This is a genomic window from Paenirhizobium selenitireducens ATCC BAA-1503 (genome assembly GCF_900492185.1).
In the GTDB taxonomy this organism is placed as follows: domain Bacteria; phylum Pseudomonadota; class Alphaproteobacteria; order Rhizobiales; family Rhizobiaceae; genus Allorhizobium; species Allorhizobium selenitireducens_A.
On the sequence record NZ_UEYP01000010.1, the window covers coordinates 43,837 to 67,884 of the forward strand.

A 24,048-nucleotide genomic window follows, 5' to 3' on the forward strand; every position below is an offset into this window, starting at 1 on the left:
CTCACTTCAGCGGCGGATGAAATCCTCGATCCGCAGCTCCAGTTCGCGCTTGAACTGGTCCTTCAGCACTTCGTTGGCCTCGATGATCTGGCGGGCTTTCAGAAAATCCAGCACCCGGAAGGCATTGACGTCGGGACGCAGGAAAATGTCCGGCTGCTTGAGCTTCATCTTCAGCGCGATGTTCGCCTGCATCAGCAGCTGCGTCGCGCCGAACAGGCTGTCGATCCGGTTTGGCACATAGCTGCCGGCACTATCCGGTCCGCCGATCACATCGACGCCGACGACGATGTCGGCGACATCCGAGAGGTGGTCGTAGGGTACCGGATTGAAGATGCCGCCGTCGATCATCAGCCGGCCGTCGCGCTGTATCGGCATGAACAGCGCCGGAATGGCGGCGGAGGCCGCAAGCGCCTCGTAGAGGTCGCCGGTCTCGCAGACCACTTCGCACTGGCCGTAATAGTCCGTCGCGATCACCTTGAACGGGATCGCCAGCCCGGCGAAATCGCCCGGGATCTCTTTGGGAAGAAAGGCGCGAAGGATACGCTCGAGGTTGAACTGGCCGAGCTTGAAGCCGCCCAGCGCGTCGCGCATGGTCGAAGGCCCGAGATTCCACAGGCGATTGGCGACGTTTGCGCGGTGACCGATCGTTTCCACGGTGTAGTCACGGATCTCCCCGCCCGTCATGCCAGCGGCCATGCCGGCCCCGAGAATGGCCCCCATCGACGATCCGGCGATCGCCGCCGGCTTGATGCCCAGTTCATCGAACGCCTCGATCACCGGGATCTGGGCGAAGCCGCGCGCCCCGCCGGCGCCGAGCGCCAGGCCGATGCGCGGCCCGCCGGAAGAGCGGGCAAGCGGCGGCGGCGCAAGGGTCAGGGCATTCTCTTCTAACTTGGCTGACATGGAGGGCTCTTGCGCGAGGGACGTCAGGCAGGCCTATAGGAAAAGAAGTACATTTTCGTGTCACCGAAGCTGCGGTCCTCGATGAACTTGAACACCGGGTCAACCATGACCTCGACATCGGCCCGCTCTTCGAGGATCGTCACGGCGCCAGGCTTCAGCCAGCCACCGGCATGGGCGGCAAAGAGCGCCTTCTCGCCAAGCCCCTTTCCATAGGGCGGGTCGGCAAACACCAGGTCGAACGGTTCGATATTGGAGGCAGGACCGAGATTGGTCGCGTCGCGGCGCAGGATGCGGGCGCGGCCGTGCAGGCCGAGCGCGTCGATGTTTTCCCACAGCAGGCTGCGGCCCTCGACGCTGTTTTCGACGAACAGGGCCGACTTCGCGCCGCGCGACAGGGCCTCTATGCCGACGGCACCCGTGCCGGCGAAGAGATCGAGCACACGGGTGGCATCGAGCACGCCCGGATGGGCATGCGCCAGAATGTTGAACAGGCTTTCGCGCGTCCGGTCGGTAGTCGGCCGGATGGTGTTGGATTTCGGCGCGGCCAGGACACGGCCGCGAAACTCACCGCCGACGATCCGCACCGCCGCTTACCTCTTGCCCTTGGCAGGGCCGCGGCTGCCCGAAGGCTTGCCGGAAAACGGCTTGGACCCGCCGGGTTTTGCGCCGGGCCTGGCGCCGAAGGGCTTGCTGCCCCTGGGCTTGTCGCCAAACGGACGGTCGCCTGCCGGGCGGCTGTCGCTACGGGGCCCACGCGGCTTGTCGCCGAACGGGCGATCTCCCGCCGGGCGGCTGTCGGCGCTGCGGGGCGCGCGCGGCTTGTCGCCGAACGGGCGATCACCGCGCGGACGCTCGTCATTGCTGCGCGGGCCTCGCGGCTTGTCGCCAAAGGGTCGGTCGCCACGCGGGCGGTCGTCACGCGAGCGTGCCTCGTAGGGGCGACCCTCGCGGGGGCCGTCGCCGCGCGGGCGGTCGCTGCGAGGACGGTCGCCGGTGCGCGCCGGACGCTCGGAGCGGTCACCGCGATCGGGACGGTCGCCAAAGCCGCGCTTGCCGCCGAAACCTTCGTCATTGCGGCGCGCCGGTTCCTCGGCGCGGATCCATTCACCCTCTTCATCGCGGGTGCGGCTGACCAGCACGCGCGGACCGGGATCGGGACGGCCGAAATCGGACTTGGCCTTGCGGTCCGGATCGAAACGGTTGGACGACTTGGTCGGCTTGCCGTCCTTGGTCCGGCCATAGCGATTGTCGGCACCGCCGTCGGGGCGGGCACGGGTGCGCTTTTCCGCAGCCGCAGCCTCGCCAGCCTTCTTTTCCGACACAGGACGGGCGCCGGGCGCCATCCAGACATTGGCGGTGCGAGACGATCCTGGTGTGCGGCGCTGCGGCTTGTCGGCGAAATCGCCGCGGCTGTCGCCGCGATCGGAACGCGGGCCGGAGGCACGCTTGTCGCCGAAGCCACCCTTGCCGCGGTCGTCGCCGGCACGCTTGCCCTGCGGCTTGCCGCGTGGTTCGTCGCGGCGCGTGTCTAGACGGCCGAGCGCCTGTTCGCGGCGGTCTTCGGGCTTGCCTTCGCGCCGGCCTTCGCCGCGCGGTTTTTCCTCGCGCGCCCATTCGGACTTTGCCGGCCGCGCCTTGGCGGGAGCGGCCTCCTCGTCCTCATCGACGCCGCCATGGTCGAAGATCGGAGCGTCGAAATTGGCTTTCGCCTCGTCGATCAGGCGGGGTCCGAGCTGGTCGCGCAGCATGCGGCCGCGCACCTCGACGACCTTTCCCTCCGGCAGGTCGCCGAGCTGGAACGGACCGTAGGAGATGCGGATCAGGCGGTTGACCTCGAGACCGAGCGCGCCGAGCACGTTCTTGATCTCGCGGTTCTTGCCTTCGCGCAGGCCCATGGTGATCCAGACATTGTGGCCCTGTTTGCGGTCGAGCGTTGCATCGATCGCGCCGTAGAGCACGCCGTCGACGGCAATGCCTTCCTTGAGCTTGTCGAGCGCCGGCTGGTCGATCTCACCGTGGGCGCGCACGCGGTAGCGGCGCAGCCAGCCGGTGGTCGGCAATTCGAGCACGCGGGCAAGGCCGCCGTCATTGGTCAGAAGCAACAGGCCCTCGGTATTGATGTCGAGGCGGCCGATGGACATGACGCGCGGCAGGTCTTCCGGCAGGTTTTCAAAAACCGTCGGGCGGCCTTCCGGATCGGAGTTGGTGGTCACCAGGCCAGCCGGCTTGTGGTAGAGCCACAGGCGCGTGCGCTCGATGCCGCGGATCGGCTGGCCGTCGACCTCGATCGCATCGGCAAAGGTCGCGTTGACGACCGGCGTGTCGAGCACCTTGCCGTTGAGCGTGACCCGGCCTTCCATGACCATGCGTTCGATGTCGCGCCGCGAAGCGACGCCGGCGCGCGCGAGCAGCTTGGAAATGCGCTCGGGCTTTACGCCATCTTCCGCGGCGATCGCGGCCTGCGGCTTGGCTGCCTTGGGCGCAGGCTTGTCGGATGCCGTGCTCGGCTTGCGGGTGAGCGGCTTGCCGCCGCGGTCGGACGTTTTCGGTCCGGGGCGCCTGGACTTGTCTTTGAATGTCATTTGCTGTTTGCCTGTGGTTTGGGCTGTCCTAGCAGGTCAGGGCGCCTTGGTTAAGAGGAAAGTTGTGGACGTGGCGCAGACGGACGGATTCATGGTTGCGGCGCTCGATGAGGCGAAAAAGGCCGGCGAACGCGGCGAGGTGCCGATCGGCGCCGTCGTGGTGGCGGATGGCCGGATCGTCGCGCGGGCCGGAAACGAGACGCGGGCGCAAAAAGACGTGACCGCCCACGCCGAAATCCTGGCGATCCGCCGTGCTGCCGAGGCAATCGGCGACGAGAGGCTTGCGGGCGCCGACCTCTATGTCACGCTCGAACCCTGCACCATGTGCGCGGCGGCGATCTCCTTTGCCCGCATCCGTCGGCTCTATTATGGCGCGGAAGATCCGAAGGGCGGCGGGGTGGACAACGGCGTGCGCTTCTACGCCCAGCCGACCTGCCATCACGCGCCCGAAGTCTATTCAGGGATCGGGGAAACGGAATCCGCCGGCATTCTGCGCGACTTCTTCAATGAGCGCCGCTGATCCCTGTCGCCTGAAGCTGTGCCGTGCTCTGGATCACGGCGGTGCGCGGTTCCGCCGCTCACCCCGCCGCGAATTCCTTCAGCTTGTCGCCGGCGAGACGGTATCGGATCCACTCGGTCTGCGGCTCGGCGCCGATCGCGTCGTAGACTCGGATCGCCGGCTCGTTCCAGTCGAGTACGCTCCATTCGAACCGGCCACAGCCCTTTTCGACGGCGCGCCGGGCCAGATGGCGCAGCAGAAGCTTCCCGGCCCCGGAACCGCGATAGTCGGGCGAGACGTAGAGGTCCTCGAGGTAGAGCCCGTTCTTCGCCTGCCAGGTCGAATAGTTGTAGAACCAGACGGCGAAACCCGCCGGCACGCCGTCGGCTTCGAGGATCGCCGCTTCGGTGACGGCGCCGGCGCCGAACAGCGAGGTCTTGAGGCTGTCCTGCGTCGCCTCGACCTCATGGCCGGCCTTCTCGAACACGGCGAGTTCGGTGATGAAGCGCAGGATGGTATTGACGTCGTCGGGCGTCGCGGGGCGGATAGCGAAATTCATCGGGTTTTCCTTGAGAGAAACGGGCATGAAAAAGGGCAGGCCGCTTGCGCCCTGCCCTACCCATGGAAAGCCAAAGAGCCTGTCGGCTTACTGGAACGGCATCCACCAGTGTCTGTTCTGGTTGGCGGCCTTGGCCATCTTCTTGCGGCGCTTTTCCTTCTTGGATTCCGGCTCGCCGAGATCGGTCAGGGCCGCTTCGTCGGCCTTGCGGTATTCGGCCGGCGGATCGGAAAGGTAGCGGCGCTGGTCGAGATAGGCGCCCTTCTGCAGCTGGCGTGCGTCGCGGAAGGCCTGCCACTTTTGCGTTTCGGTCATCGTGCCATTGGTGCCATAGCCGGCGAGCAGCGGCGAGCGGTAGCGCGGATTGTCGGCATTGGCGTCAGCCTCGGCGACGAGACGCTCACGCGCCTCTTCCGGGCTTTCCAGCCATTCCGGATTGTCCTTGCCGGCCAGCGACTGCTGCGGCACGGCGAGCTCTGCCTTGGCGGTTTCCGGCGGCATGACAAGAGCCGGGCGCGGATTGTACTTGGTGCCCTTGTTCTTGTTCGGGTCGGTGCCGATCGACACGGCCGAGCCGACGTCGTCCACCAATTGCTCCATGGCGGTCTTGTCGGTGCCGTAGGTGGGGCTGCCGACGCAGCCGGTCAGTGCGGAGCATGCGAGCAAAAGGCCGGCCATACCGACGCCAACTCTGAACAATTCTGCCGATTTCATGAATGCCTTCGAGCCTCGCCGCTGGTTATGCTTTCGCCGAATGTCTTCCTTACTCGCCTGAGCGAAGAATTCGGCCAATTTCAGGCACATTTACCGGATGACCGCCAAAAGCGCAAATCATCCGGTAACATTTCGTTAATGGCGGGCGGCCAGTTCACGCAAGGCTGCCGCATCGCGGGCCGAGACGTCCGGATAGTCCGGGTCTGAACCGACATCGCTGGTGATCTTCCACGAGCGGGCGCATTTCGTTCCTTCGGCAAGCTTCGGCTCGACCGCCACCTTGGTGCCGTCGTCGAGGCGGAAGGCCTCGGCCGGGCCTTCTCCGCCCACAACCGTGATGCCCGAAGTGATGCAGATCTCGGCAAAGTCGAGGCCGTCCAGCGCCGCCAGCAGCTCCGGATCGCCGACATGCACGACGGGGGCTGCTTCCAGCGACGAGCCGATACGCTTGTCCTTGCGCTCGACTTCGAGCGCGCCGGTGACGGCACGGCGCACCGTGCGGACCTTCTTCCACTTTTCGGCCAGCTCATTGTTCGACCAATCGGCCGGGATAGCCGGGAACTGTTCGAGATGGACCGACTCGGCGTCCGGATCGCGCGACAGCCAGGCTTCCTCGGTGGTGAACGGCATCATCGGAGCGAACCACAGGACGAGGCAATCGAACAGCTTGCGGATGACGAAGAGCGCGGACCGGCGCTTCAGGCTCGACGGGGCGTCGCAATAGAGCGTGTCCTTGCGGATGTCGAAGTAGAAGGCCGAGAGCTCGACATTGGCGAAATCGGTGAGGGCGCGGGTGATGCGCTTGAAGTCGAAATCGTCATAGGCCTTGCGCACCAGCTGGTCGAGTTCGAAGAGCCGATGCAGCATGAGCTTTTCGAGCTCCGGCAGATCGGTATAGGCGATCTCCTCTTGCGTGTCGTGGGCCAGCGTGCCGAGCATCCAGCGGATCGTGTTGCGGATCTTGCGGTAGGCGTCGATGTTCGTCTGGATGATGGTCTTGCCGACGCGCAGGTCTTCCGCATAGTCCGACGACATGACCCAAAGGCGCAGGATGTCGGCGCCGGCGTCCTTCATGATGTCCTGGGGCGCAGTGACATTGCCCTTGGACTTCGACATCTTCTCGCCCTTCTCGTCCATGATGAAACCATGGGTGACGACGGCGTTGTAGGGCGCGCGGCCGCGCGTGGCGCAGCTTTCCAGCAGCGAGGAATGGAACCAGCCGCGATGCTGGTCGGAGCCTTCGAGATAGACGTCGGCCGGCCATTTCAGGTCCGGACGGTCTTCGAGCGTGAAGGTGTGGGTCGAGCCTGAGTCGAACCAGACGTCGAGGATGTCGGTGACCATCAGCCACTTTTCCGCGTCATGGGCATTGCCGAGGAAGCGTTCCTTGGCGCCTTCGGCGAACCAGGCATCAGCCCCTTCCTTCTCGAAGGCTTCGAGGATGCGCTTGTTGACCTCTTCGTCCTGCAGGACATTGCCGGCGGCATCGGCAAAGACGCAGATCGGCACACCCCAGGCGCGCTGGCGCGACAGAACCCAGTCCGGACGGCCTTCGATCATGGCGCGCAATCGGTTCTGGCCGGCGGCGGGCACGAAGCGCGTGTCGTCGATGGCCGAAAGGGCTCGGCTGCGCAGCGTCGTGCCGTCGCCGAGGTCCTTGTCCATGTAGACGAACCATTGCGGCGTGTTGCGGAAGATCACCGGCTTCTTGGAGCGCCAGGAATGCGGATAGTCATGCTTGACGCGGCCGCGGGCAAACAGGTTGTTGGCCGCGATCAGGGCATCCATGACCCGCTTGTTGGCATCGCCCTTCTTGCCGTTGTCGTCGATGACGCGGGCGGGACCGCCCTCAGCCGACGGACCGAAACCCGGCGCATCCTCGGTGTAGAAACCGGCGTCGTCGACGGTGAAGGGGATCTTCGACGAGATGCCGCGCGCCTCGAGTTCACGGGCATGGTGCATCCAGATGTCAAAGTCCTCGCGGCCATGGCCGGGCGCGGTGTGCACGAAGCCGGTACCGGCATCGTCGGTGACGTGGTCGCCGTCGAGCAGGGGGACGGGGAAGTCGTAGCCGAGCGCAGCGAGCGGGTGGACGCAGGTGATCGAAGCCAGTTCGGCTCCCGGCACATCGCGCAAGAGCTTCAATGTCAGTTTGGCCTTCGCCGCGCAGTCTTCCGCCAAGCGCTTCGCAAAGACCAGCTTCTCGCCCGGCTGCGGACCGAAGTCGTTGGTTGCCTCGGCGACCTCATAGAGACCGTATTCGATCCGCGAAGAGAACGAGATCGCCCGGTTGCCCGGGATGGTCCACGGCGTGGTGGTCCAGATGACGACCGACGATGAAAGCAGTTCTTCGAGATCCGCCTCAACATGCGCGGGTTCAGACGGCTCACCTTGCGATTTCAGGATGGCCGCGATCTTGACGACCTGTTCGGCGTACTTCGTGCGGTCCAAGTCACGAACCGGGAACTTCACCCAGATCGTGTCGCTCTCGACCTCGTGATACTCCACCTCGGCTTCCGCCAGCGCGGTGCGCTCGACGACCGACCACATGATCGGCTTGGAGCCGCGGTAGAGCTGGCCGGACATGGCGAGCTTCAGGAGTTCGCCGGCGATGCGGCTTTCGGCGTGAAAGTTCATCGTGGTATAGGGGCGGTCGAAATCGCCCTCGATGCCGAGACGGCGGAACTCCTCCGACTGGATGTCGATCCAGCCTTGGGCGAATTCGCGGCATTCCTTGCGGAATTCGTTGACCGGGACCTCGTTCTTGTCCTTGCCCTTGGCGCGGTAGGCTTCCTCGATCTTCCATTCGATCGGCAGGCCGTGGCAGTCCCAGCCGGGCACGTAGTTGGCGTCATAGCCGCGCATCTGGAACGAGCGGGTGATGACGTCCTTCAGCACCTTGTTCAGCGCATGGCCGATATGGATGTTGCCGTTGGCATAGGGCGGGCCGTCGTGCAGGACGAATTTCTCGCGACCGGCGGCAGAGGCGCGCAGCTTCTTGTAAAGCTCCATCGACTTCCACCTGGCCGCCATTTCCGGCTCCTTCTGCGGCAGTCCGGCGCGCATCGGAAATTCGGTCTGGGGCAGGTAGAGGGTGGAGGAATAATCTACTTTGTCATTGGTATCGGTCATGATCTTGCCATCGAGGGGCGCCGGATTAGGGTCGCGCATTGGTCGTGTAAATCGCGGTGACGGAGAGCGTTTGGAGAAACGCCGAAAACCCGGACCCTCCGGCAGCTTTCACAGCGCGCGGAAGGCCGGGCCCATAATTCGAAGGGATATGGTCAGCCGAACCCTGGTCATTGTGGGCGTTGTTTAAGGGGTTTTGCCGCGAAAAGGAAGAGGTGCGGCGCGGCAAATGATCAGGCGGTGCGCTGGGTGAGGCCGAAGACATTGGCCTTGAGGAACCAGCGGGCCGCCAGCATGCCCGTCACCAGCGCCGCGAGAAAGATGTAGGCCTCGCGGTGGCCAAGGCCGAGGGCCGGAATCGAGCCGCCGGGGCAGAAGCCGGCAATGCCCCAGCCGATGCCGAACAGGACCGAACCGCCGATCAGCCGCGCATCGATGCGGCCCTTCGCCGGGATATGAAAGGCCTCGTCGAACACCGGCTGCTTGCGGCTGCGCTGGATCAGCACATAACCCGGCGCCGTAACCAAGAGCGCGCCCGCCATGACGAAGGCGAGGCTCGGATCCCAGGTGCCGGCGATGTCGAAGAAGTTCATCACCTTGGCCGGATCGGCCATGCCGGCCAGCACGATACCGATGCCGAAGATGGCGCCGATGGCGACTGCGCTCAGATATTTCATCGTCGGGCTCCTTCTAGAAGACGTGGCGGACGAGGAAGACGGTGGCGAAGGCGCCGGCCATGAAGCTTGCCGTCGCGGCGATCGAACGCGGCGAGAGCCGCGCCATGCCGCACACGCCGTGGCCGGAGGTGCAGCCCGAGCCGAAGGTGACGCCGAGGCCGGTCACCAGGCCGCCGACGATCAGGGCCGAAAGCGGGATCGGCACGGAAAAGCTTGCCTGGTAACCGGAGAGCGCCAGCAGTGCCGGGGCACCGATCGCGCCGACGAGAAAGGCCGCCCGCCAGGCCCAGTCGCTCGCCAGCGGCGGAAAGACACCGATGACAATGGCCGACATGCCGGCGATCCTTCCCCAGAACGCCATCAGCAGGACGGCTGCAAGGCCGATAAGCAGGCCTCCGGCAAAGGAGAGAAGCGGGGTAAACTCGGTCATGAAGGCTTCCTGAAGGGTGCGGATATTCCGGCAAGGGCGGAGGCGGAAAGGTTCTCAATATACAGCGCCGTCCGCCGGAGACATAGCAATGACGTTATGTTTCCCGACATGGCAGGGAAATGCTTTTGCGCGACAAAGCCGCGCGGCGAACAAAGGCGCTAGCGGGCCAACCTCAAAACGCGATCTTCGCGTCCAGTTCACCGAGCGGCCTGACGCCGGACAGAAGCGCCCTTGCCTCTTCCTCGTCCCTGCGGATCTGTTCGACCAGCGGTTCGAGCCCGGTAAATTTCAGCTCGTCGCGCAGGTGGCCGAAGAACGACACGCGACAGTGCTCGCCATAGAGGTCGCCGGAGAAATCGAAGACGAAGGTCTCCAGCAGGGGCGCGCCATCGTCGGTGACGGTCGGACGGTAGCCGAAGCTGGCGACCCCATCATGCAGGCTGCCGTCGGCCCGGCGCAGGCGCACCGCGTAGATGCCCGGCTTCAGCTCCGCTTCCGGCGCCAGCGCCATGTTGGCGGTCGGATAGCCCAGCGTGCGGCCGAGCTGCTGGCCCTTGATGACCTCGGCCTCGACGGTGAAGCGATAGCCGAGCAGGCCGGCAGCTTCGGAGACATTGCCCTCGGCGAGCAGGCGGCGGATGCGGCTCGAGGAGACGACCTCGGCCCCCTCGTCGCGGAAGGCATCGACCAGCGTCACGCCGAAACCGTTGCGTTTGCCGGCCTCCATCAGGAAGGCCGGGCCACCCTCGCGCCCCTTGCCGAAATGAAAGTCGAAGCCGGTCACCACCTCGGTGGCGCCGAGCCAGTCGACCAGGATGGAGCGGACGAATTCCTCGGCCGAACGGGACGAGAACTCCCGGTCGAAGGGATATTCGATCACCGAATGAAAGCCCATTGCCTCAAGCACCTGGGCCCGAACCGGCGCCGGTGTCAGCCGGAAGACCGGCTTGTCGGGATTGAAGACGGTGCGCGGATGCGGCTCGAAGGTCAGCACCAGGGCGGGAACGCCACGCGACTTCGCCAGTTTCAGCGCCCGGTTCAGCACCGTCTGGTGGCCGCGATGCACGCCATCGAAATTGCCGATGGCGATCACCCCGCCTTTCAGCTTTTCCGGCAGCGGCTTCTTTTTCTCGTTGCGGTGAAAGACGGTCATGGCACGTCCTCGCCTCAGGCGAGCCTCTGCATCCAGTAGTTCGGCGCGGCATTCTCGCGCTTCAGCCAGGCATTGAGGATCGCCTCGTCCGGCTTGCCGTTGACCGTGTATTCGGCGGCATGGATACCGCCGGAGATGTAGAGAAGGTCGAGCCCGGCATCCAGCGCACCGCGCACGTCGGTCGGCATGCCGTCGCCGATCGCCAGGACGCGGCGCTTGTCGACCGGGCCCTTGTGGGCTTCAGCGGCCGCCACGAGCGAGGCTTCGTAGATCGGGCTGTGCGGTTTGCCGGCGATGCGGGTCGCGCCGCCGAGCTGTTCGTAATAGGCGGCGACGGCCCCGGCGCAGGGGATGATCCGGTGGCCGCGCTCGACCACCAGGTCGGGATTGGCGCAGATCAGCGGCGCCTTTCGGGCGGCGAAGGCGACCAGCATGTCGTGATAGTCTTCCGGCACTTCCGTCTCGTCGTCGAAGAAGCCGGTGCAGACGATGGCCTCGGCCTCCTCGGCCGGCACGCGAACGACGTCGAGATCGTCCAGCAGGTTGAGGTCGCGGTCGGGGCCGAGGAAGAAGATCTTCTTCGGCCCGGCGGCGATCAGCGTGCGGGTCACGTCGCCCGAGGTGACAATCTTGTCATAGGCCGTGTCGGCGACGCCGATCATCCGCAACTGGTTGATGACGTCCTGCGAACGGCGCGGCGAATTGGTGATGAGAACGACGGAGACGCCGGCGGCGCGGGCTGCCGTCAGCACTTCCGAGGCGGCCGGAAAGGCGTCGATACCGTTGTGCAGCACGCCCCAGACGTCGCAGAGGATGACATCATAACGCTCGGTGACATCGCTCAAGGTGGAAATGCGCTCGGCCATTCGCTGTTCCTGACTGTAAAAATGCAAGGGCTGACATTGCAAAGGAATGCCCCGATGGCAAGGCCCTTTGCCGACCGCGGTGGAAATTTGCCGGGATGCCCGCGCTCAGAATGCCAATCGCCAGAGCAGGCCGAGCGCGGCAGCCGTCAGCAGGGTGCGGCCCATGCCCTGCTTGAGAACGAAGATCATCACCGCCGACAGGAGGGCCAGGACCAGGGCGGCCGGATCAAGCGTGGTCGGGTCGGGCAACGGTAGGGAGACGGAGAAGGCGGGGGCTGTTCCACCCGGAATTTCGGCCGCGGGCGGCCAGATGGACCAGCGCCCGACCTCGGCGAACAGCACGTGCAGGGCGAACCAGACGGCGAGGTTGAGGATGACGCCGACGACGGCTGCAGTGATCGCGGAAAGCGCTGCCGTGATCATGCGATTTCCCCGTAGCCGCTCGACATAGGGGGCGCCGGCGAAGATCCAGACGAAGCTCGGCACGAAGGTCGCCCAGGCGGCGAGCAGCCCGCCGAGCATGCCGCCGAGGAAGGGCGGAATGCCGCCGGCGTCGCGAAAGCCGGCAAGGAAGCCGACATAGGAGAGCACCAGCACGAGCGGCCCGGGCGTGGTTTCGGCCAGCGCCAGGCCGTCCAGCATCTCGCCGGGTTTGAGCCAATGATACTGGTCGACCGCCACCTGCGCGACATAGGCGAGAACGGCATAGGCGCCGCCGAAGGTGACGAGCGCCATTCGGGAGAAAAAGGCGAAGACCTCGGCAAGACCGCCCTCGCCGGCAAGCAGCCAGAGCGGAAGTAGCGGCGCCTGCCAGACGATCAGCCAGAAGCCGAGCGTGGCGAGCGAGCGGCCGAGGCGGCGCGGTTCCGCCCGGTCCGGCTCGCCAAGATCGGCATGCGTGTCGTCGCGCGCAACCGCCCGTGCCTCGGCCAGACCGGCAAGCCCGGCCGCCAACACGACGAGTGGAAAGGGCAGAGCGAAAGCGAACAGGGCGAGGAAGGCGGCAAGGGCAATGAGTCGATGGAAGCGCGTCTTCAAGGCGCGGCGGCCGATCCTGACCACCGCTTCGACGACGATCGCCAGGATCGCCGCCTTCAGGCCGAAGAACAGGCCGGCGACCCAGCCGACGTCGTGATAATAGGCATAGAGCGTCGACAGGCCGAGAATGACGGCAAGCCCCGGCAGGACGAAGAGCAGGCCGGCCGCCATGCCGCCGCGAACGCCGTGCGTCAGCCAGCCGATATAGGTCGCAAGCTGCTGGGCTTCCGGCCCAGGCAGCAGCATGCAGAAATTGAGCGCATGCAGGAACCGGTCTTCGGACACCCAGCGCTTTTCCTCGACGCAGATGCGGTGCATCAGGGCAATCTGGGCTGCCGGACCGCCGAAGCTCATGAGGCCGATCCGGGCAAAGGCGCGCCCCAGTTCGGAGAACGCCACTTGTGCCTTATCTTCGGTGAGTGCGCGCAATGGCTCTGTCACATTGTCTGTCATGCGGCCGTGTTAACGATGGCGCATGAAATATTTTCGACAGGCCGTGCTTGACTCGCTCAGGGCCCGTCCTTATCTCCAGCTCGCTAGCACTCGCCAAGGGGGAGTGCTAACAATATCCACGCGGGTCCTTTGCGGATCCGCTCATGTCATTTGATCGAGGGATTAGACAATGGCAAGCACCAATTTCCGTCCGCTTCACGACCGCGTCGTCGTGCGCCGTATCGAGGCCGAAGAAAAGACCAAGGGCGGCATCATCATTCCCGACACCGCCAAGGAAAAGCCGGCTGAAGGCGAGATCGTCGCTGTCGGCTCGGGCGTTCGCGACGACCACGGCAAGATCGTTCCGCTCGACGTCAAGGTCGGCGACCGCGTCCTGTTCGGCAAGTGGTCGGGCACCGAAGTCAAGCTCGACGGCGTAGACCTTCTGATCATGAAGGAAGCCGACATCATGGGCGTCATCGGCTGATTCAGCCGGTTACCTCTTCCCAAAATCAACAATTCACCAATGGGCTAAGCCCCGGGAGTTTTGAAAATGGCACCTAAAGAAATCAAGTTCGGCCGTACTGCGCGCGAAAAGATGCTGCGCGGCGTCGACATCCTCGCTGACGCAGTGAAGGTAACGCTCGGTCCGAAGGGCCGCAACGTCATCATCGACAAGTCCTTCGGCGCTCCGCGCATCACCAAGGACGGCGTTTCGGTCGCCAAGGAAATCGAACTGGAAGACAAGTTCGAGAACATGGGCGCCCAGATGGTCCGCGAAGTTGCTTCGAAGACCAACGACATCGCCGGTGACGGCACCACGACCGCGACCGTTCTGGCCCAGGCCATCGTTCGCGAAGGCGCCAAGGCCGTAGCCGCCGGCATGAACCCGATGGACCTGAAGCGCGGCATCGATCTGGCCGTTTCCGAAGTCGTGAAGGATCTCCAGGCCAAGGCCAAGAAGATCAACACCTCGGAAGAAGTTGCCCAGGTCGGCACGATTTCCGCCAACGGCGAAACCTCCATCGGCCTGCAGATCGCTGAAGCGATGCAGAAGGTCGGCAACGAAGGCGTCATCACCGTCGAAGAAGCCAAGACCGCCGAAACCGAACTCGAAGTCGTCGAAGGCATGCAGTTCGACCGCGGCTACCTGTCGCCCTACTTCGTCACCAACCCGGAAAAGATGGTCGCCGATCTCGACGACGCCTACATCCTCCTGCACGAAAAGAAGCTCTCGAACCTCCAGGCCATGCTGCCGGTTCTCGAAGCCGTCGTTCAGTCGGGCAAGCCGCTCGTCATCATCGCTGAAGACGTCGAAGGCGAAGCTCTTGCAACGCTCGTCGTCAACAAGCTGCGTGGCGGCCTGAAGATCGCCGCCGTCAAGGCTCCGGGCTTCGGCGATCGCCGCAAGGCCATGCTGGAAGACATCGCCATCCTGACCGGAGGTACCGTTATCTCCGAAGATCTCGGCATCAAGCTCGAAAATGTCACGCTCGACATGCTCGGCCGCGCCAAGAAGGTCTCGATCACCAAGGAAAACACCACGGTTGTCGACGGTGCCGGCCAGAAGTCGGACATCGAAGGCCGCGTTGCCCAGATCAAGGCCCAGATCGAGGAAACCACCTCTGACTACGACCGCGAAAAGCTGCAGGAACGTCTGGCCAAGCTGGCCGGCGGCGTTGCCGTGATCCGCGTCGGCGGCTCGACGGAAATCGAAGTCAAGGAAAAGAAGGACCGCATCGACGACGCGCTCAACGCGACCCGTGCGGCCGTTCAGGAAGGCATCGTACCGGGCGGTGGCGTTGCCCTGCTCCGTTCGTCGGTCAAGATCACCGTCAAGGGTGTCAACCAGGACCAGGAAGCCGGCATCAACATCGTTCGTCGTGCCCTGCAGGCTCCGGCCCGCCAGATCGCCGAGAACGCCGGTGACGAAGCTTCCATCGTCGTTGGCAAGATCCTCGAAAAGGATCAGGACAACTGGGGCTACAACGCCCAGACCGGCGAATATGGCGACATGATCGCCATGGGTATCGTCGACCCGGTCAAGGTTGTTCGCACCGCCCTGCAGGACGCAGCCTCGGTTGCCGGCCTGCTGGTCACCACCGAAGCCATGATCGCCGAACTTCCGAAGAAGGAAGCAGCCGGCGGCATGCCGGGCGGCATGGGCGGTATGGGCGGCATGGACATGATGTGATCAGACCATAAGGTCTGATTGCAGAACTGTCCGTGAAAGCCGCCCATCACTTAAAGTGGTTCAGCGCGTCAAGCGCGCCGAACAGGCGGCATGGACATGATGTGATAGGCGAAAGCCTGTCATACTGATCCAACCGGTTCAGTCTTCTTGGAAGGGCGGTCTTCGGACCGCCCTTTCTGTTTGGGCCAAGAAACGACTTCCGCAACCCCAAATCACCTCCGCCCATCCGTTCGTACGCACATTCGGAGATGATAATGAAACTTCCGATTTACTCCCCCACGGCAATGGCTATGCTCCATTTTGCTTGGATCCAGGCGTAGCGGAGGAAGGCGAGGAAAGTCCAGGGTGTCGCAAAATTGCGTCGATCCGGCGATTTACAGAACTTACAGGTCAAAATGAGGCGTTCTCACTTTTTGACAAGCGTGCTATCTGCAATGATTGCCCCTAGTTCCATAGGGGGAGGATCAGTTCGCAGGTCAGAAATTCGCGGTATTCAAAAAACATTCTGGAACGCTAAAAATCGCATTGCGGACCGCGTGAAATATTTATAACGGTTCGGCGGATGATTGAAATGCCAGGGTGAACGCTACGGGGGTGGCACCACCAATGGTAAACGGCCAGCGAGCCGGACATCGATGGGGAATGGGGTGGTTGTAACCTATGCGCGAAGCGCCTACTCTACAGCATACATTAGTATATAGTTAACAATACTTGGCGCCCTATCCGATGGCGTGCGTCCACGGCGCGTTTGAGGCCTCGACCGGATCGCCGAGCAAGTGGAGACGACGGCCGCCGTCCGGCGACCGGAAATAAACGCATTCAAGAGCGACAACACGTATACGTCGGGACATGCCGGGGGACCGCCTTGTTTAAGATTGCCAGAGCCAGTCTTGCAGCATCGTTCAGCGCGGGATTTCCCGAAGCTGATGACAGCATCAGCGATATTTGTACCCAGTTGACCGTTTCGGAGGGCTGGGTCGGCGACCTCTCCAACGGCGTCATCAAGCTTGGCGAACGCGCGACCCTGCTGCACGGCCTGAAAAACCCGGAATGCGGCCTGCTAAGCATGATGCGCTGCTACGACGCCAATGATCGGGCCCATATCCTCGAACTGTTCGAGCAGGCTGCGACCTCGTCGTCGCATTTCTGCTATTCGACGACGATCGCCCTGCCGAACGGCCACCGCCAGCCGGTTTTTTGCATCGGCGAATCGGACGGGCTCGAGGAGACGAGCGCCGGCAGCATGCTCGGCGTCTTCGTCTTTCCGCGTTTCAAGCTGGCGGCCGCTTCGCCGCTGCGCGCCCTTTCCTGACATCCGCCATCGGTATCAGCTTTCCTTGACCCGAGGCCGGCGGTTCTGCTGGCGGCGCGGCTTCATCGTTTCATTTTACTGAACGATCAGTCAAGGTTCGTCCATCTATCGCGGACGCGCAAGAGGTGAGACAAGGCTCCCAGGAAATTCAAACCACAGGGCTTGGGACCGATCCGCAAGCCCTCTCTCAGGAGCAAACCATGTCCAACAGCAACAACGCCCTCATCCTTATCGCCCGCCTGCTTCTCTCCTTCATCTTCATCTATTCCGGCTATGGCAAGCTGATCGACCCGGCCGGTACCGCCGGCATGATCACCGGCGCCGGCCTGCCCGCCGCCACCGCGCTCGCCTATCTCGCCGGCCTGTTCGAACTGGTCGCCGGTCTCTTCGTCCTCGTCGGCTTCCAGACCAAGATCACCGGCTGGCTGCTCGCCCTCTTCTGCGTGTTCACCGGCGTCGTCTTCCACGGCTCTGCAATCAATGTTCCGGACTTTCCGGCCGCCGCAAACGGCTGGCTGACCGTGCTGAACCAGATCATGATGATGAAGAACATCACGCTCGCCGGCGCCTATATCCTGCTCGCCACCTTCGGCCCCGGCGCCTATTCGCTCGACGCCCGCCGCGGCGTGGCCGTCGCTGCCTGATAACCTTGCCCCTTAAGAATAAAAAAGCAGCCCGTCGGAGCGATCCGGCGGGCTGTTTCGCGTCTTGCGGTAGCTGCCCCTCATCCGCCTGCCGGCACCTTTGCCGGCCCTTCGCTTGGGCTCAGGGCGTTCGTCATTCGAAACGATTCGCCGGATCGTTTCGTCGGCTTCGCCGACCATTCCTCACCCCCGCAAGCGGGGAGAAGGGCTAAGCGGCACCGCCGCGGCCATCCCCTCTCCCCGTTTACGGGGGTCCGAAGGACGGGTCGAGACACGCGGCTCGACCCCGGTCGGGCCAGGGTGAGGGGCAATCTCAAGTTGGATTTAAAGCTCGCCGCGTACCGCTTCGATGATCGCCTGCACCCTCGCATTGCCCTCATGGTCCGCTTTTCGCGCCCGGACCAGGCAGGCCTCGGACTTGAGGATGACGCCGTCGGACAAGATCTTCAGGTGATTGGCCTTGAGCGTCGAGCCCGTCGAGGTGATGTCGACGATAATGTCGGCCTGGCCGGCGGCGGGCGCCCCCTCCGTCGCGCCGAGGCTTTCGACGATGCGGTAGAGCTGGATGCCGTGCTGGCTGGAGAAGAACTGCTGGGTAAGTCGCCAGTATTTCGTCGCGATCGTGAGCCGGCGCCCGTGACGGGTGCGGAAATCGGCGGCGACGTCGCCGAGATCGGCCATGGTGTCGACGTCGAGCCAGATTTCCGGAACGGCGACGACGACGTCGGCATGGCCGAAGCCGAGGCGGGCACAGATTTCGACACGCTTGTCGGCTTCGGCCAGCCCTTCGCGGATCAGGTCTTCGCCGGTCACGCCGAAATCGACCGTGCCGGCGCCGATCTCGCGGGCGATTTCGGACGCCGAGAGAAAGGCGATCTCGATGTCGTCCACGCCCTCGACGCGACCGCGATAGGAGCGGTCATTGCCGACCGCGACGATCTTCATGCCTGCGCGTTCGAAGATCGCCTGGCAATCGTCCTTCATCCGGCCCTTGGAGGGCAGCCCGATGGTGATGGTCATCGCGCGGTCCTCGCGGTTTCGATGCGGTCGAGCCAGAGCGAGAAGCCGACGGCCGGAATATGGTTTTCGGCGCCCAGCAGGGTCAGCAGCCGGTCGAAGCGACCGCCACCGGCCAGCACTGCGGGCTCACCGGCAATCCCGATCTCGTAGACGAGGCCCGTATAGTAATCGAGCGGACGGCCGAAGGCGGCACGATAATTGATCCGGGAGAGATCGAGGCCGATATTGGCAAGGGCGGCGACCCGCTCGTCAAAGCGCGAGAGCGCCGGCCCGAGCCTGAGGCCAGCCGCATCGGCAAAGCCGGCGAGCGCGGCTGAGGCTTCCGACAGCGGCAGTTCGAGCGAGAGAAACTCGCGCAGCAGCAGCAGGGCCGCGCCGTCGAGCCGGGTCTCGGCCAGTTCCAGCTTTTCCTTCAGGCGCATGGCGATCTCGACCGGCGACCGGCTGGCATTGGTGGAATAGCCGGTCGCCTGCATGGTCTCGTCGATGCGGGCGATCAGTGCCCGTTCATTGCCGCTCGAGACCATTGCGACGATGTCGGGATCGAGGCCCTGCACAGGATTGGGGCTGGCGAGCTTCTTCAGAAGCTGGTCGATCTGTTCGGGATTGCCAAAGGCCTGGATCAGCCGCTTCTGCCAGCCGGCCGGCAGGCCGAGCGCCTTGACCACCGCCTCGAACACCGCCTGGTCGCCGAGCGTCACGACGAGCGTGCGACCGGGCAGCAGCCGTCCGAGAATGGCGTGGGCGTCGCCGATGGCGCGGGCGTCGGCGCTGGCAATGCCCGTATCGCCGAGATCCTCGATGCCGGCCTGGTAGAATTCATTGGCGCCGTCGCGGCGCTGGCGGAACACCTCGCCGAGATAGGCATAGCGCTTCGGCGTGCCGGTCGCGGTCTCTATATGGCGCAGGCAGACGGGAATGGTGAATTCGGGACGCAGGCAGAGGCTTGCCCCCCGCTCGTTTTCGGTCATGAAGATGCGGCGCCTCAGGTCCTCGCCAGCCATGTCGAGAAACGGCTCGGCCGGCTGGATCACCGGCGTGTCAACTCTCTCCGTCGCGCGGGCGGCAAATTCGTCGAGCAGGGTACCGGCGAAGTCGGGCATGTTGATCAGCGGCATGGGACGGCTCCGGCAGTAGAGGAAGAATACCCCCTCTGGGCTGCCGCCCATCTCCCCCACAAGGGGGGAGAAGAACCGGGGCAGATGCCCGCTCTATCAGCCTGGCTCAGCGGGGAGGTTATCCCCGACAAAGGCGCCATGCGCAGACCGGCCCCCTCCCCCTTGTGGGGAGGGTTGGGGAGGGGAAAAGCCGCAGACTCAGACATTGACCTGCTTCGCCCGCCGACGATCTTCCGCCTGGGCCTCGAGGATTTCCCGGACCTTGGCGACGAGTTCCGCTTCCGGCACAACATCCTGCGCGACGCGGGCCTCGCGCCATTCGGCATTGTCGGTGATCTCTCCGGAAAGCCGCTTGCCCTCGATCAGGTCCTTGATCTGCACCACGCCCTGCGCGCGCTCGTCGCCGCCCTGGATGATGGCGATGGGCGAGCCGCGGCGGTCGGCATATTTCAGCTGGTTGCCGAACTTCTTCCAGTTGCCCTGGTACATCTCGGCGCGGATGCCCTCGTTGCGCAGCGCCTGGGTGAAGCGCTGGTAGCGGCCCATGCTCTCGACGTCGCCGTCCATGACCGTGACGAGAACCGGCGCCAGAACCTCGTCCGCGCCGAGCTTGCCGAGGTTCTTCAGCGCCGTCATCAGGCGCGAGACGCCGATGGAGAAGCCGGTGGCCGGAACCGGCTGGCCCATGAAGCGAGAGACCAAGCCGTCATAACGTCCGCCGCCGCCGACCGAGCCGAACACGACCTTTTCGCCCTTCTCGTTGGTGACGTCGAAGGTGAGCTCGGCTTCGTAGACGGGGCCGGTATAGTATTCGAGGCCGCGGACGACGGAGGGGTCGATCTTGATGCGGTCAGGGCCATAGCCGGCGCCCAGCACGAGGCTGCGGATCGTGTTGAGTTCGTCCACGCCTTCCGCACCCTTTTCCGTGCCGGCAACGAGTTCGGCAAGGTGCACGGCGCTTTGCGCATAGTCGGTGATACCGACGAAGAACAGGACCTTCTCGATCTGGTCGGCATTGAGGCCTGCGCCCTTGGTGAAGTCGCCCGACTCGTCCTTGCGGCCTTCGCCGAGCAGGAGGCTCACGCCTTCGGTGCCAAACTTGTCGAGCTTGTCGATGGCGCGCAGCACGGTGAGGCGGCGGTTGAAGTTCTCCTCGCCGCCGACGCCGATCGCCTCCATCACGCCGTCGAGAACCTTGCGGTTGTTCACCCGGATCACGTAGTCGCCGCGCTTGATGCCGAGCGCTTCCATGGTGTCGGCCATCATCATGCACATTTCGGCGTCCGACTGGACGCCCGGTGCGCCGACCGAGTCCGCGTCGAACTGCATGAACTGGCGGAAGCGGCCGGGACCGGGCTTTTCGTTGCGGAAGACATAGCCGGCGCGGTAGGTGCGATAGGGCAGCTGGATCTCGTTGAAATTCTCAGCCACATGGCGGGCGAGCGGCGCGGTCAGGTCATAGCGCAGGCTCATCCACTGCTCGTCGTCGTCCATCAGCGAAAAGACGCCCTCGTTCGGCCGATCGGCATCGGGCAGGAACTTGCCCAGCGCGTCGGTATATTCGAACAGCGGCGTCTCGACCGGGTCGAAGCCGTAGCGTTCATAGACTTCGCGGATCTTAGCCGTCATCTCGTTGACCGCACGAATGTCGGCCGCTTCGCGATCGACGAAGCCGCGCGGCAGGCGGGCTTTCAGTTTCTGCGGCTTCTTGGTCTTTTCGCTCATGATGCGGGCACCGGATTTCTTCGTTTTGAAATGTGTCGGTGTCTTAGAGGATCAGGGTTTTGGCGGCAAGGGCGAAGGCTGGAAGGCAGGACGAACGGGTGGTATATTCTTGGCCAAACGAGGGGTCGGCCGATGAACAGGCAATTGAAGATCGACATGCCGGACGAAATGCATGCCGAGCTTGAGCGGCATGCGGCCGCGGCAGGCATGAGCCTCGAGGCTTATCTGGTGGACGTTCTCATCGCCCGGATTTCACGCGAAGAAAGTTTGCGACAGGAAAACGCGGGCAAGGCTGAGGAAACACAGCTCGGCGAAGGACCGCCATGAATGCGCCATCGCTCGCAAATCTATCGGTAGCCCATGATCCTCGAAGCCCTGAACTATGCCGCGACCTGGCCGCTGACCTCGGCCGGTCACCGCCCCTTCATCCGCTCGTCCGTCAATCTCTGGTCGCGCGCCAGCCGTTGTGCCGCCGACTGGCGGGAGCATGAGGAGAACAGCAAGGCGGCGGTTCTTGCGGCGATGGCAAAGGCCAGGCAGCGCCGCACCGCCGTGGTGCTCGGCTCGGGGCTGCTGCGCGACGTGCCGATCATCGAACTCTCCCGTGCCTTCGACACGGTCGTCCTCGTCGATCTCGTCCATCTGGCGAGCGTCAGGGCCTGGCTTGGCTTGAAGCGGCTGAAGAATGTTCGGCTGATCGAGCGCGATCTATCCGGCTATGAGGACCTGAAAGCCGGCGGCGAGCCGGAACCGCTCGGCTTCCTGCGGCAGGTGCCCTATCTCGACTTCGCCGTCTCGGCCAATCTCCTGTCGCAGATCGGACAAGGCGCGAAGCGGCGACTGGAGAAGGAGGGCGGACAGGACATGCCCGCCGACACGCTGCCGCGACTGATCCGCGCCCATCTCGACGGACTGGCGGCGCTTCCGGTTCGGGCCTGCCTTCTCACCGATGTCGCCTATGAGGTGATCGACCGCACCGGCCGCCTGCATGAGCATGTCGACCTGCTGCGGGGCGTCACGGTTCCGCCGCACCAGGCCGAATGGGACTGGCCGGTCGCGCCGCTTGGCGAGGAAAGCCGGGACTACCGGATCGTGCACAAGGTCATTGCGGCCTGAACCCCTTGTGGATTGTGGGCAATCACGAAAGCGGCACCAGCCTTGCTTTCGACGAAATCACGCTTAACTTCGGCGGCATGAAACTACTGGTTCGCACCCTTCTCGTCCTTGCCGCGCTGGCCTATGTCGCCATGCCCTTTACCAGTGTTGCGGCAGCGACACCGGGCGATGCGGGTGCGATCGCCGCAGGCACCCTCGCCGAGCCAGATGCGACCGGCCACGCCCCGCATGGCCATGCGATGCATGCCGAGGCGAAGACGGCCGCTCAGGCCGATGCCGATTGCCCGCATCCCGGCAAGACGGACCGGACGCCGCATTGCGCCGCCTGCCTCACCCTGCCGGCCGATCTCCAGATCACCGCTTTCGGCAAGCAGCCGCGCGCCGCCGAAGCACCGGCGGTTGTCGTTGTATTTTCCTCCTGGCCGGCCGCGCCGCTCGATCCCCCTCCCCGAGTCTGACGATACCGATTTCAAATCCATGGCGCCTGTCGCCAAACTCTGAATTCCGTCTGACAGACAAAGGAAAAACCATGCTTATCAAGGCACTCTTCACTGCATCCGCCGTGCTGCTTTCGACCGCCGCCTGGGCACAGGACAGCACCAGCCACGAAGGCCACACCGCCACCATGGACATGAGCCAGCCGGTCGGCGACCAGGGCCCGTCCAGCAAGGCGTTTGCGCAGGCCAACGGCAAGATGCACAACGACATGGCGATCGAATACTCCGGCGATGCCGATGTCGATTTCGTACGCGGCATGATCCCCCATCACCAGGGGGCGATCGACATGGCCAAGATCCAGCTGCAATACGGCAAGGATCCGGAAATCCGCAAGCTCGCCGAAGAGGTGATCAAGGCCCAGGAAGGCGAGATCGCCATGATGCGGGAATGGCTGGCCAAGCACGGCAAGTGATCTCAGGGGACGGCCAAGCCCTGGGGCCTGGCTGGGACCGACGGCACATCCCGGCTCATCTTCTCCAGCATGGACGCCGCCCGACTCGGGCGGCGTTCCTTGTGGCGCAGAACGGAGAACTGTCGCGCAGGCAAGGCGAAATTCGCCGCGACGAGGTTCCCGTCGCGCATCCTGCAAGCAGCAGCGATCCCCGAAACGACTGCCGCGCAAGGGCCGGCGACCACGGCCGAAAGCACCGCTTCATTGGATGGCAGCGTCAGCACCGTGCGCAGTCCACCCGGATCTTCGCCGAGCCGGCGCAGGGTTTCCTCGAAGGTCGACCGAGTGCCCGAACCCACTTCGCGCATCACCCACCCCGTCTCCTCGACCAGTTGACGAGGCGACAGCGCCCGCCTGTCGGCGAATGGATGGTCCGGCGCGGTCGCGACCAGAAGCGCGTCGTCCGCCACCTTGATGACGGCAAGAGCCGGATCCAGCACCACTCCCTCGACGAAGCCGATGTCCGCAGTGCCCAGGTTCACCGCTTGGGCGACCGAGCGGGTGTTGCCGATCGTCAGTTCGAGTTCGACGCCAGGATATTCGGCATGAAACCGCATCAGCAGCGGCGGCAGCCAATAGCTGGCCACCGTCTGGCTGGCATGGACGGCAAGCCGGCCGCGCGACAACCCGCCCAGTTCCGACAGCATCAGTTCGGCGGCCCGCGCCCGGGCAAGCGTCGCGCGCGCCTCGTCGAGGAAAAGGCGGCCCTCCGTGGTCAGTTCGATACGGCGGCCGACGCGATGAAACAGCGCCACCCTATAATAGGCCTCGAGATTGCGGATCGCGGCGCTCACCGCCGACGGCGTCAGGCCGATCGCGGCGGCGGCGCGGGTCAGGTGCTCGCGTTCGGCGACCGCAACAAAAATGGAAAGCTGCTCGAATGTCATGGGTAATCGTTCGCTTAAGACGAACGATTCATACATAATTATGCGATGGAAGTCGACGGTTGCACGGAGAACAATAGGCCGTCTCTCCCACGGGTCCGCGT

Annotated in this window: 24 protein-coding genes; 9 read left to right on the forward strand and 15 right to left on the reverse strand. The window is 64.2% G+C overall.

What is annotated here, in order from left to right:
* Positions 1 to 6: 6 nt before the first annotated feature.
* From RHIZ70P_RS16205 to RHIZ70P_RS16215, 3 genes are read right to left on the reverse strand one after another with little or no spacing between them, the layout of a single operon-like run.
* Positions 7 to 903 carry a patatin-like phospholipase family protein gene (locus tag RHIZ70P_RS16205; protein WP_115671519.1) on the reverse strand — a complete coding sequence of 299 codons (897 nt, stop codon included), beginning with the start codon at positions 901 to 903 and terminating at the stop codon, positions 7 to 9.
* Positions 904 to 926: 23 nt separating this feature from the next.
* Positions 927 to 1,487, reverse strand: a complete 561-nt coding sequence (rsmD, locus tag RHIZ70P_RS16210) for a 16S rRNA (guanine(966)-N(2))-methyltransferase RsmD (protein WP_115671520.1) — start codon at positions 1,485 to 1,487, stop codon at positions 927 to 929.
* A gap of 6 nt (positions 1,488 to 1,493) precedes the next feature.
* The gene (locus RHIZ70P_RS16215) at positions 1,494 to 3,485 is read right to left on the reverse strand and encodes a pseudouridine synthase (protein WP_115671521.1); all 1,992 of its coding nucleotides are present in this window, start codon (positions 3,483 to 3,485) and stop codon (positions 1,494 to 1,496) included.
* A gap of 70 nt (positions 3,486 to 3,555) precedes the next feature.
* On the opposite strand from RHIZ70P_RS16215, the gene RHIZ70P_RS16220 reads away from it, so the two are divergent.
* The gene (locus RHIZ70P_RS16220) at positions 3,556 to 4,005 is read left to right on the forward strand and encodes a nucleoside deaminase (RefSeq protein WP_115671596.1); all 450 of its coding nucleotides are present in this window, start codon (positions 3,556 to 3,558) and stop codon (positions 4,003 to 4,005) included.
* A gap of 58 nt (positions 4,006 to 4,063) precedes the next feature.
* On the opposite strand, the gene RHIZ70P_RS16225 is transcribed toward RHIZ70P_RS16220, so the two are convergent.
* From RHIZ70P_RS16225 to chrA, 8 genes are all read right to left on the reverse strand, one after another.
* On the reverse strand, positions 4,064 to 4,543 hold the full coding sequence (locus tag RHIZ70P_RS16225) for a GNAT family N-acetyltransferase (protein WP_115671522.1): 480 nt from the start codon (positions 4,541 to 4,543) through the stop codon (positions 4,064 to 4,066).
* A gap of 87 nt (positions 4,544 to 4,630) precedes the next feature.
* The gene (locus RHIZ70P_RS16230; RefSeq protein WP_115671597.1) at positions 4,631 to 5,257 is read right to left on the reverse strand and encodes a hypothetical protein; all 627 of its coding nucleotides are present in this window, start codon (positions 5,255 to 5,257) and stop codon (positions 4,631 to 4,633) included.
* Between the two features lie 135 nt (positions 5,258 to 5,392).
* On the reverse strand, positions 5,393 to 8,389 hold the full coding sequence (gene ileS / locus RHIZ70P_RS16235; protein ID WP_115671598.1) for an isoleucine--tRNA ligase: 2,997 nt from the start codon (positions 8,387 to 8,389) through the stop codon (positions 5,393 to 5,395).
* A gap of 230 nt (positions 8,390 to 8,619) precedes the next feature.
* Positions 8,620 to 9,063 carry a YeeE/YedE family protein gene (locus RHIZ70P_RS16240; protein ID WP_115671523.1) on the reverse strand — a complete coding sequence of 148 codons (444 nt, stop codon included), beginning with the start codon at positions 9,061 to 9,063 and terminating at the stop codon, positions 8,620 to 8,622.
* A gap of 13 nt (positions 9,064 to 9,076) precedes the next feature.
* The gene (locus RHIZ70P_RS16245; protein ID WP_115671524.1) at positions 9,077 to 9,493 is read right to left on the reverse strand and encodes a YeeE/YedE family protein; all 417 of its coding nucleotides are present in this window, start codon (positions 9,491 to 9,493) and stop codon (positions 9,077 to 9,079) included.
* Positions 9,494 to 9,665: 172 nt separating this feature from the next.
* Positions 9,666 to 10,646, reverse strand: a complete 981-nt coding sequence (locus RHIZ70P_RS16250; RefSeq protein ID WP_115671525.1) for a bifunctional riboflavin kinase/FAD synthetase — start codon at positions 10,644 to 10,646, stop codon at positions 9,666 to 9,668.
* 14 nt (positions 10,647 to 10,660) lie between these two features.
* Positions 10,661 to 11,512 (reverse strand): TIGR01459 family HAD-type hydrolase, encoded by an 852-nt coding sequence (locus tag RHIZ70P_RS16255; RefSeq protein WP_115671526.1) that lies wholly within the window; start codon positions 11,510 to 11,512, stop codon positions 10,661 to 10,663.
* A 105-nt stretch (positions 11,513 to 11,617) separates the two neighbouring features.
* Positions 11,618 to 13,003 (reverse strand): chromate efflux transporter, encoded by a 1,386-nt coding sequence (chrA, locus tag RHIZ70P_RS16260; protein WP_115671527.1) that lies wholly within the window; start codon positions 13,001 to 13,003, stop codon positions 11,618 to 11,620.
* Positions 13,004 to 13,172: 169 nt separating this feature from the next.
* Between chrA and groES the strand changes: the two genes are divergently transcribed.
* The 4 genes from groES (at position 13,173) to RHIZ70P_RS16280 (ending at position 17,132) form a co-directional block, all read left to right on the forward strand.
* The gene (groES, locus tag RHIZ70P_RS16265; RefSeq protein WP_115671528.1) at positions 13,173 to 13,469 is read left to right on the forward strand and encodes a co-chaperone GroES; all 297 of its coding nucleotides are present in this window, start codon (positions 13,173 to 13,175) and stop codon (positions 13,467 to 13,469) included.
* A gap of 66 nt (positions 13,470 to 13,535) precedes the next feature.
* Positions 13,536 to 15,176: a chaperonin GroEL gene (gene groL, locus RHIZ70P_RS16270; RefSeq protein WP_115671529.1), complete on the forward strand. Its 1,641-nt coding sequence runs from the start codon at positions 13,536 to 13,538 to the stop codon at positions 15,174 to 15,176.
* Positions 15,177 to 16,041: 865 nt separating this feature from the next.
* A complete protein-coding gene (locus RHIZ70P_RS16275; protein ID WP_115671530.1) occupies positions 16,042 to 16,488 on the forward strand; it encodes a hypothetical protein in 447 nt (148 codons plus the stop codon).
* Positions 16,489 to 16,688: 200 nt separating this feature from the next.
* Positions 16,689 to 17,132, forward strand: coding sequence for a DoxX family protein (locus tag RHIZ70P_RS16280; protein ID WP_115671531.1), 444 nt, complete (start codon positions 16,689 to 16,691; stop codon positions 17,130 to 17,132).
* 324 nt (positions 17,133 to 17,456) lie between these two features.
* On the opposite strand, the gene hisG is transcribed toward RHIZ70P_RS16280, so the two are convergent.
* The 3 genes from hisG to hisS form a co-directional block, all read right to left on the reverse strand.
* A complete protein-coding gene (hisG, locus tag RHIZ70P_RS16285) occupies positions 17,457 to 18,152 on the reverse strand; it encodes an ATP phosphoribosyltransferase (protein WP_115671532.1) in 696 nt (231 codons plus the stop codon).
* Positions 18,149 to 19,270, reverse strand: coding sequence for an ATP phosphoribosyltransferase regulatory subunit (locus RHIZ70P_RS16290; RefSeq protein WP_115671533.1), 1,122 nt, complete (start codon positions 19,268 to 19,270; stop codon positions 18,149 to 18,151). The genes hisG and RHIZ70P_RS16290 overlap by 4 nt, the downstream gene beginning before the upstream one ends.
* A gap of 198 nt (positions 19,271 to 19,468) precedes the next feature.
* Positions 19,469 to 20,995 (reverse strand): histidine--tRNA ligase, encoded by a 1,527-nt coding sequence (gene hisS, locus RHIZ70P_RS16295; protein ID WP_115671534.1) that lies wholly within the window; start codon positions 20,993 to 20,995, stop codon positions 19,469 to 19,471.
* Positions 20,996 to 21,139: 144 nt separating this feature from the next.
* Between hisS and RHIZ70P_RS16300 the strand changes: the two genes are divergently transcribed.
* The 4 genes from RHIZ70P_RS16300 to RHIZ70P_RS16315 all read left to right on the forward strand — a co-directional run bounded on the left by RHIZ70P_RS16300 (position 21,140) and on the right by RHIZ70P_RS16315 (position 23,021).
* Positions 21,140 to 21,322, forward strand: coding sequence for a hypothetical protein (locus tag RHIZ70P_RS16300; RefSeq protein ID WP_147294011.1), 183 nt, complete (start codon positions 21,140 to 21,142; stop codon positions 21,320 to 21,322).
* Positions 21,323 to 21,355: 33 nt separating this feature from the next.
* A complete protein-coding gene (locus RHIZ70P_RS16305) occupies positions 21,356 to 22,111 on the forward strand; it encodes a hypothetical protein (protein WP_115671536.1) in 756 nt (251 codons plus the stop codon).
* A 14-nt stretch (positions 22,112 to 22,125) separates the two neighbouring features.
* The gene (locus tag RHIZ70P_RS16310; protein WP_147294012.1) at positions 22,126 to 22,569 is read left to right on the forward strand and encodes a hypothetical protein; all 444 of its coding nucleotides are present in this window, start codon (positions 22,126 to 22,128) and stop codon (positions 22,567 to 22,569) included.
* 71 nt (positions 22,570 to 22,640) lie between these two features.
* Positions 22,641 to 23,021, forward strand: coding sequence for a DUF305 domain-containing protein (locus RHIZ70P_RS16315; RefSeq protein ID WP_115671538.1), 381 nt, complete (start codon positions 22,641 to 22,643; stop codon positions 23,019 to 23,021).
* 2 nt (positions 23,022 to 23,023) lie between these two features.
* Here the strand turns inward: RHIZ70P_RS16315 and RHIZ70P_RS16320 are convergent, their stop codons facing one another.
* Positions 23,024 to 23,947, reverse strand: coding sequence for a LysR family transcriptional regulator (locus tag RHIZ70P_RS16320; RefSeq protein WP_115671539.1), 924 nt, complete (start codon positions 23,945 to 23,947; stop codon positions 23,024 to 23,026).
* Between the last annotated feature and the right edge of the window lie 101 nt (positions 23,948 to 24,048).

Bases quoted from the DNA above. Each gene is read 5' to 3' on its own strand.
- RHIZ70P_RS16205 (WP_115671519.1), bottom strand. From the start codon at position 903: ATGTCAGCCAAGTTAGAAGAGAATGCCCTGACCCTTGCGCCGCCGCCG.
- RHIZ70P_RS16215 (WP_115671521.1), bottom strand. From the start codon at position 3,485: ATGACATTCAAAGACAAGTCCAGGCGCCCCGGACCGAAAACGTCCGAC.
- RHIZ70P_RS16225 (WP_115671522.1), bottom strand. From the start codon at position 4,543: ATGAATTTCGCTATCCGCCCCGCGACGCCCGACGACGTCAATACCATC.
- RHIZ70P_RS16230 (WP_115671597.1), bottom strand. From the start codon at position 5,257: ATGAAATCGGCAGAATTGTTCAGAGTTGGCGTCGGTATGGCCGGCCTT.
- ileS (WP_115671598.1), bottom strand. From the start codon at position 8,389: ATGACCGATACCAATGACAAAGTAGATTATTCCTCCACCCTCTACCTG.
- RHIZ70P_RS16240 (WP_115671523.1), bottom strand. From the start codon at position 9,063: ATGAAATATCTGAGCGCAGTCGCCATCGGCGCCATCTTCGGCATCGGT.
- RHIZ70P_RS16245 (WP_115671524.1), bottom strand. From the start codon at position 9,493: ATGACCGAGTTTACCCCGCTTCTCTCCTTTGCCGGAGGCCTGCTTATC.
- RHIZ70P_RS16250 (WP_115671525.1), bottom strand. From the start codon at position 10,646: ATGACCGTCTTTCACCGCAACGAGAAAAAGAAGCCGCTGCCGGAAAAG.
- RHIZ70P_RS16255 (WP_115671526.1), bottom strand. From the start codon at position 11,512: ATGGCCGAGCGCATTTCCACCTTGAGCGATGTCACCGAGCGTTATGAT.
- chrA (WP_115671527.1), bottom strand. From the start codon at position 13,003: ATGACAGACAATGTGACAGAGCCATTGCGCGCACTCACCGAAGATAAG.
- groES (WP_115671528.1), top strand. From the start codon at position 13,173: ATGGCAAGCACCAATTTCCGTCCGCTTCACGACCGCGTCGTCGTGCGC.
- groL (WP_115671529.1), top strand. From the start codon at position 13,536: ATGGCACCTAAAGAAATCAAGTTCGGCCGTACTGCGCGCGAAAAGATG.
- RHIZ70P_RS16280 (WP_115671531.1), top strand. From the start codon at position 16,689: ATGTCCAACAGCAACAACGCCCTCATCCTTATCGCCCGCCTGCTTCTC.
- hisG (WP_115671532.1), bottom strand. From the start codon at position 18,152: ATGACCATCACCATCGGGCTGCCCTCCAAGGGCCGGATGAAGGACGAT.
- RHIZ70P_RS16290 (WP_115671533.1), bottom strand. From the start codon at position 19,270: ATGCCGCTGATCAACATGCCCGACTTCGCCGGTACCCTGCTCGACGAA.
- hisS (WP_115671534.1), bottom strand. From the start codon at position 20,995: ATGAGCGAAAAGACCAAGAAGCCGCAGAAACTGAAAGCCCGCCTGCCG.
- RHIZ70P_RS16305 (WP_115671536.1), top strand. From the start codon at position 21,356: ATGATCCTCGAAGCCCTGAACTATGCCGCGACCTGGCCGCTGACCTCG.
- RHIZ70P_RS16315 (WP_115671538.1), top strand. From the start codon at position 22,641: ATGCTTATCAAGGCACTCTTCACTGCATCCGCCGTGCTGCTTTCGACC.
- RHIZ70P_RS16320 (WP_115671539.1), bottom strand. From the start codon at position 23,947: ATGACATTCGAGCAGCTTTCCATTTTTGTTGCGGTCGCCGAACGCGAG.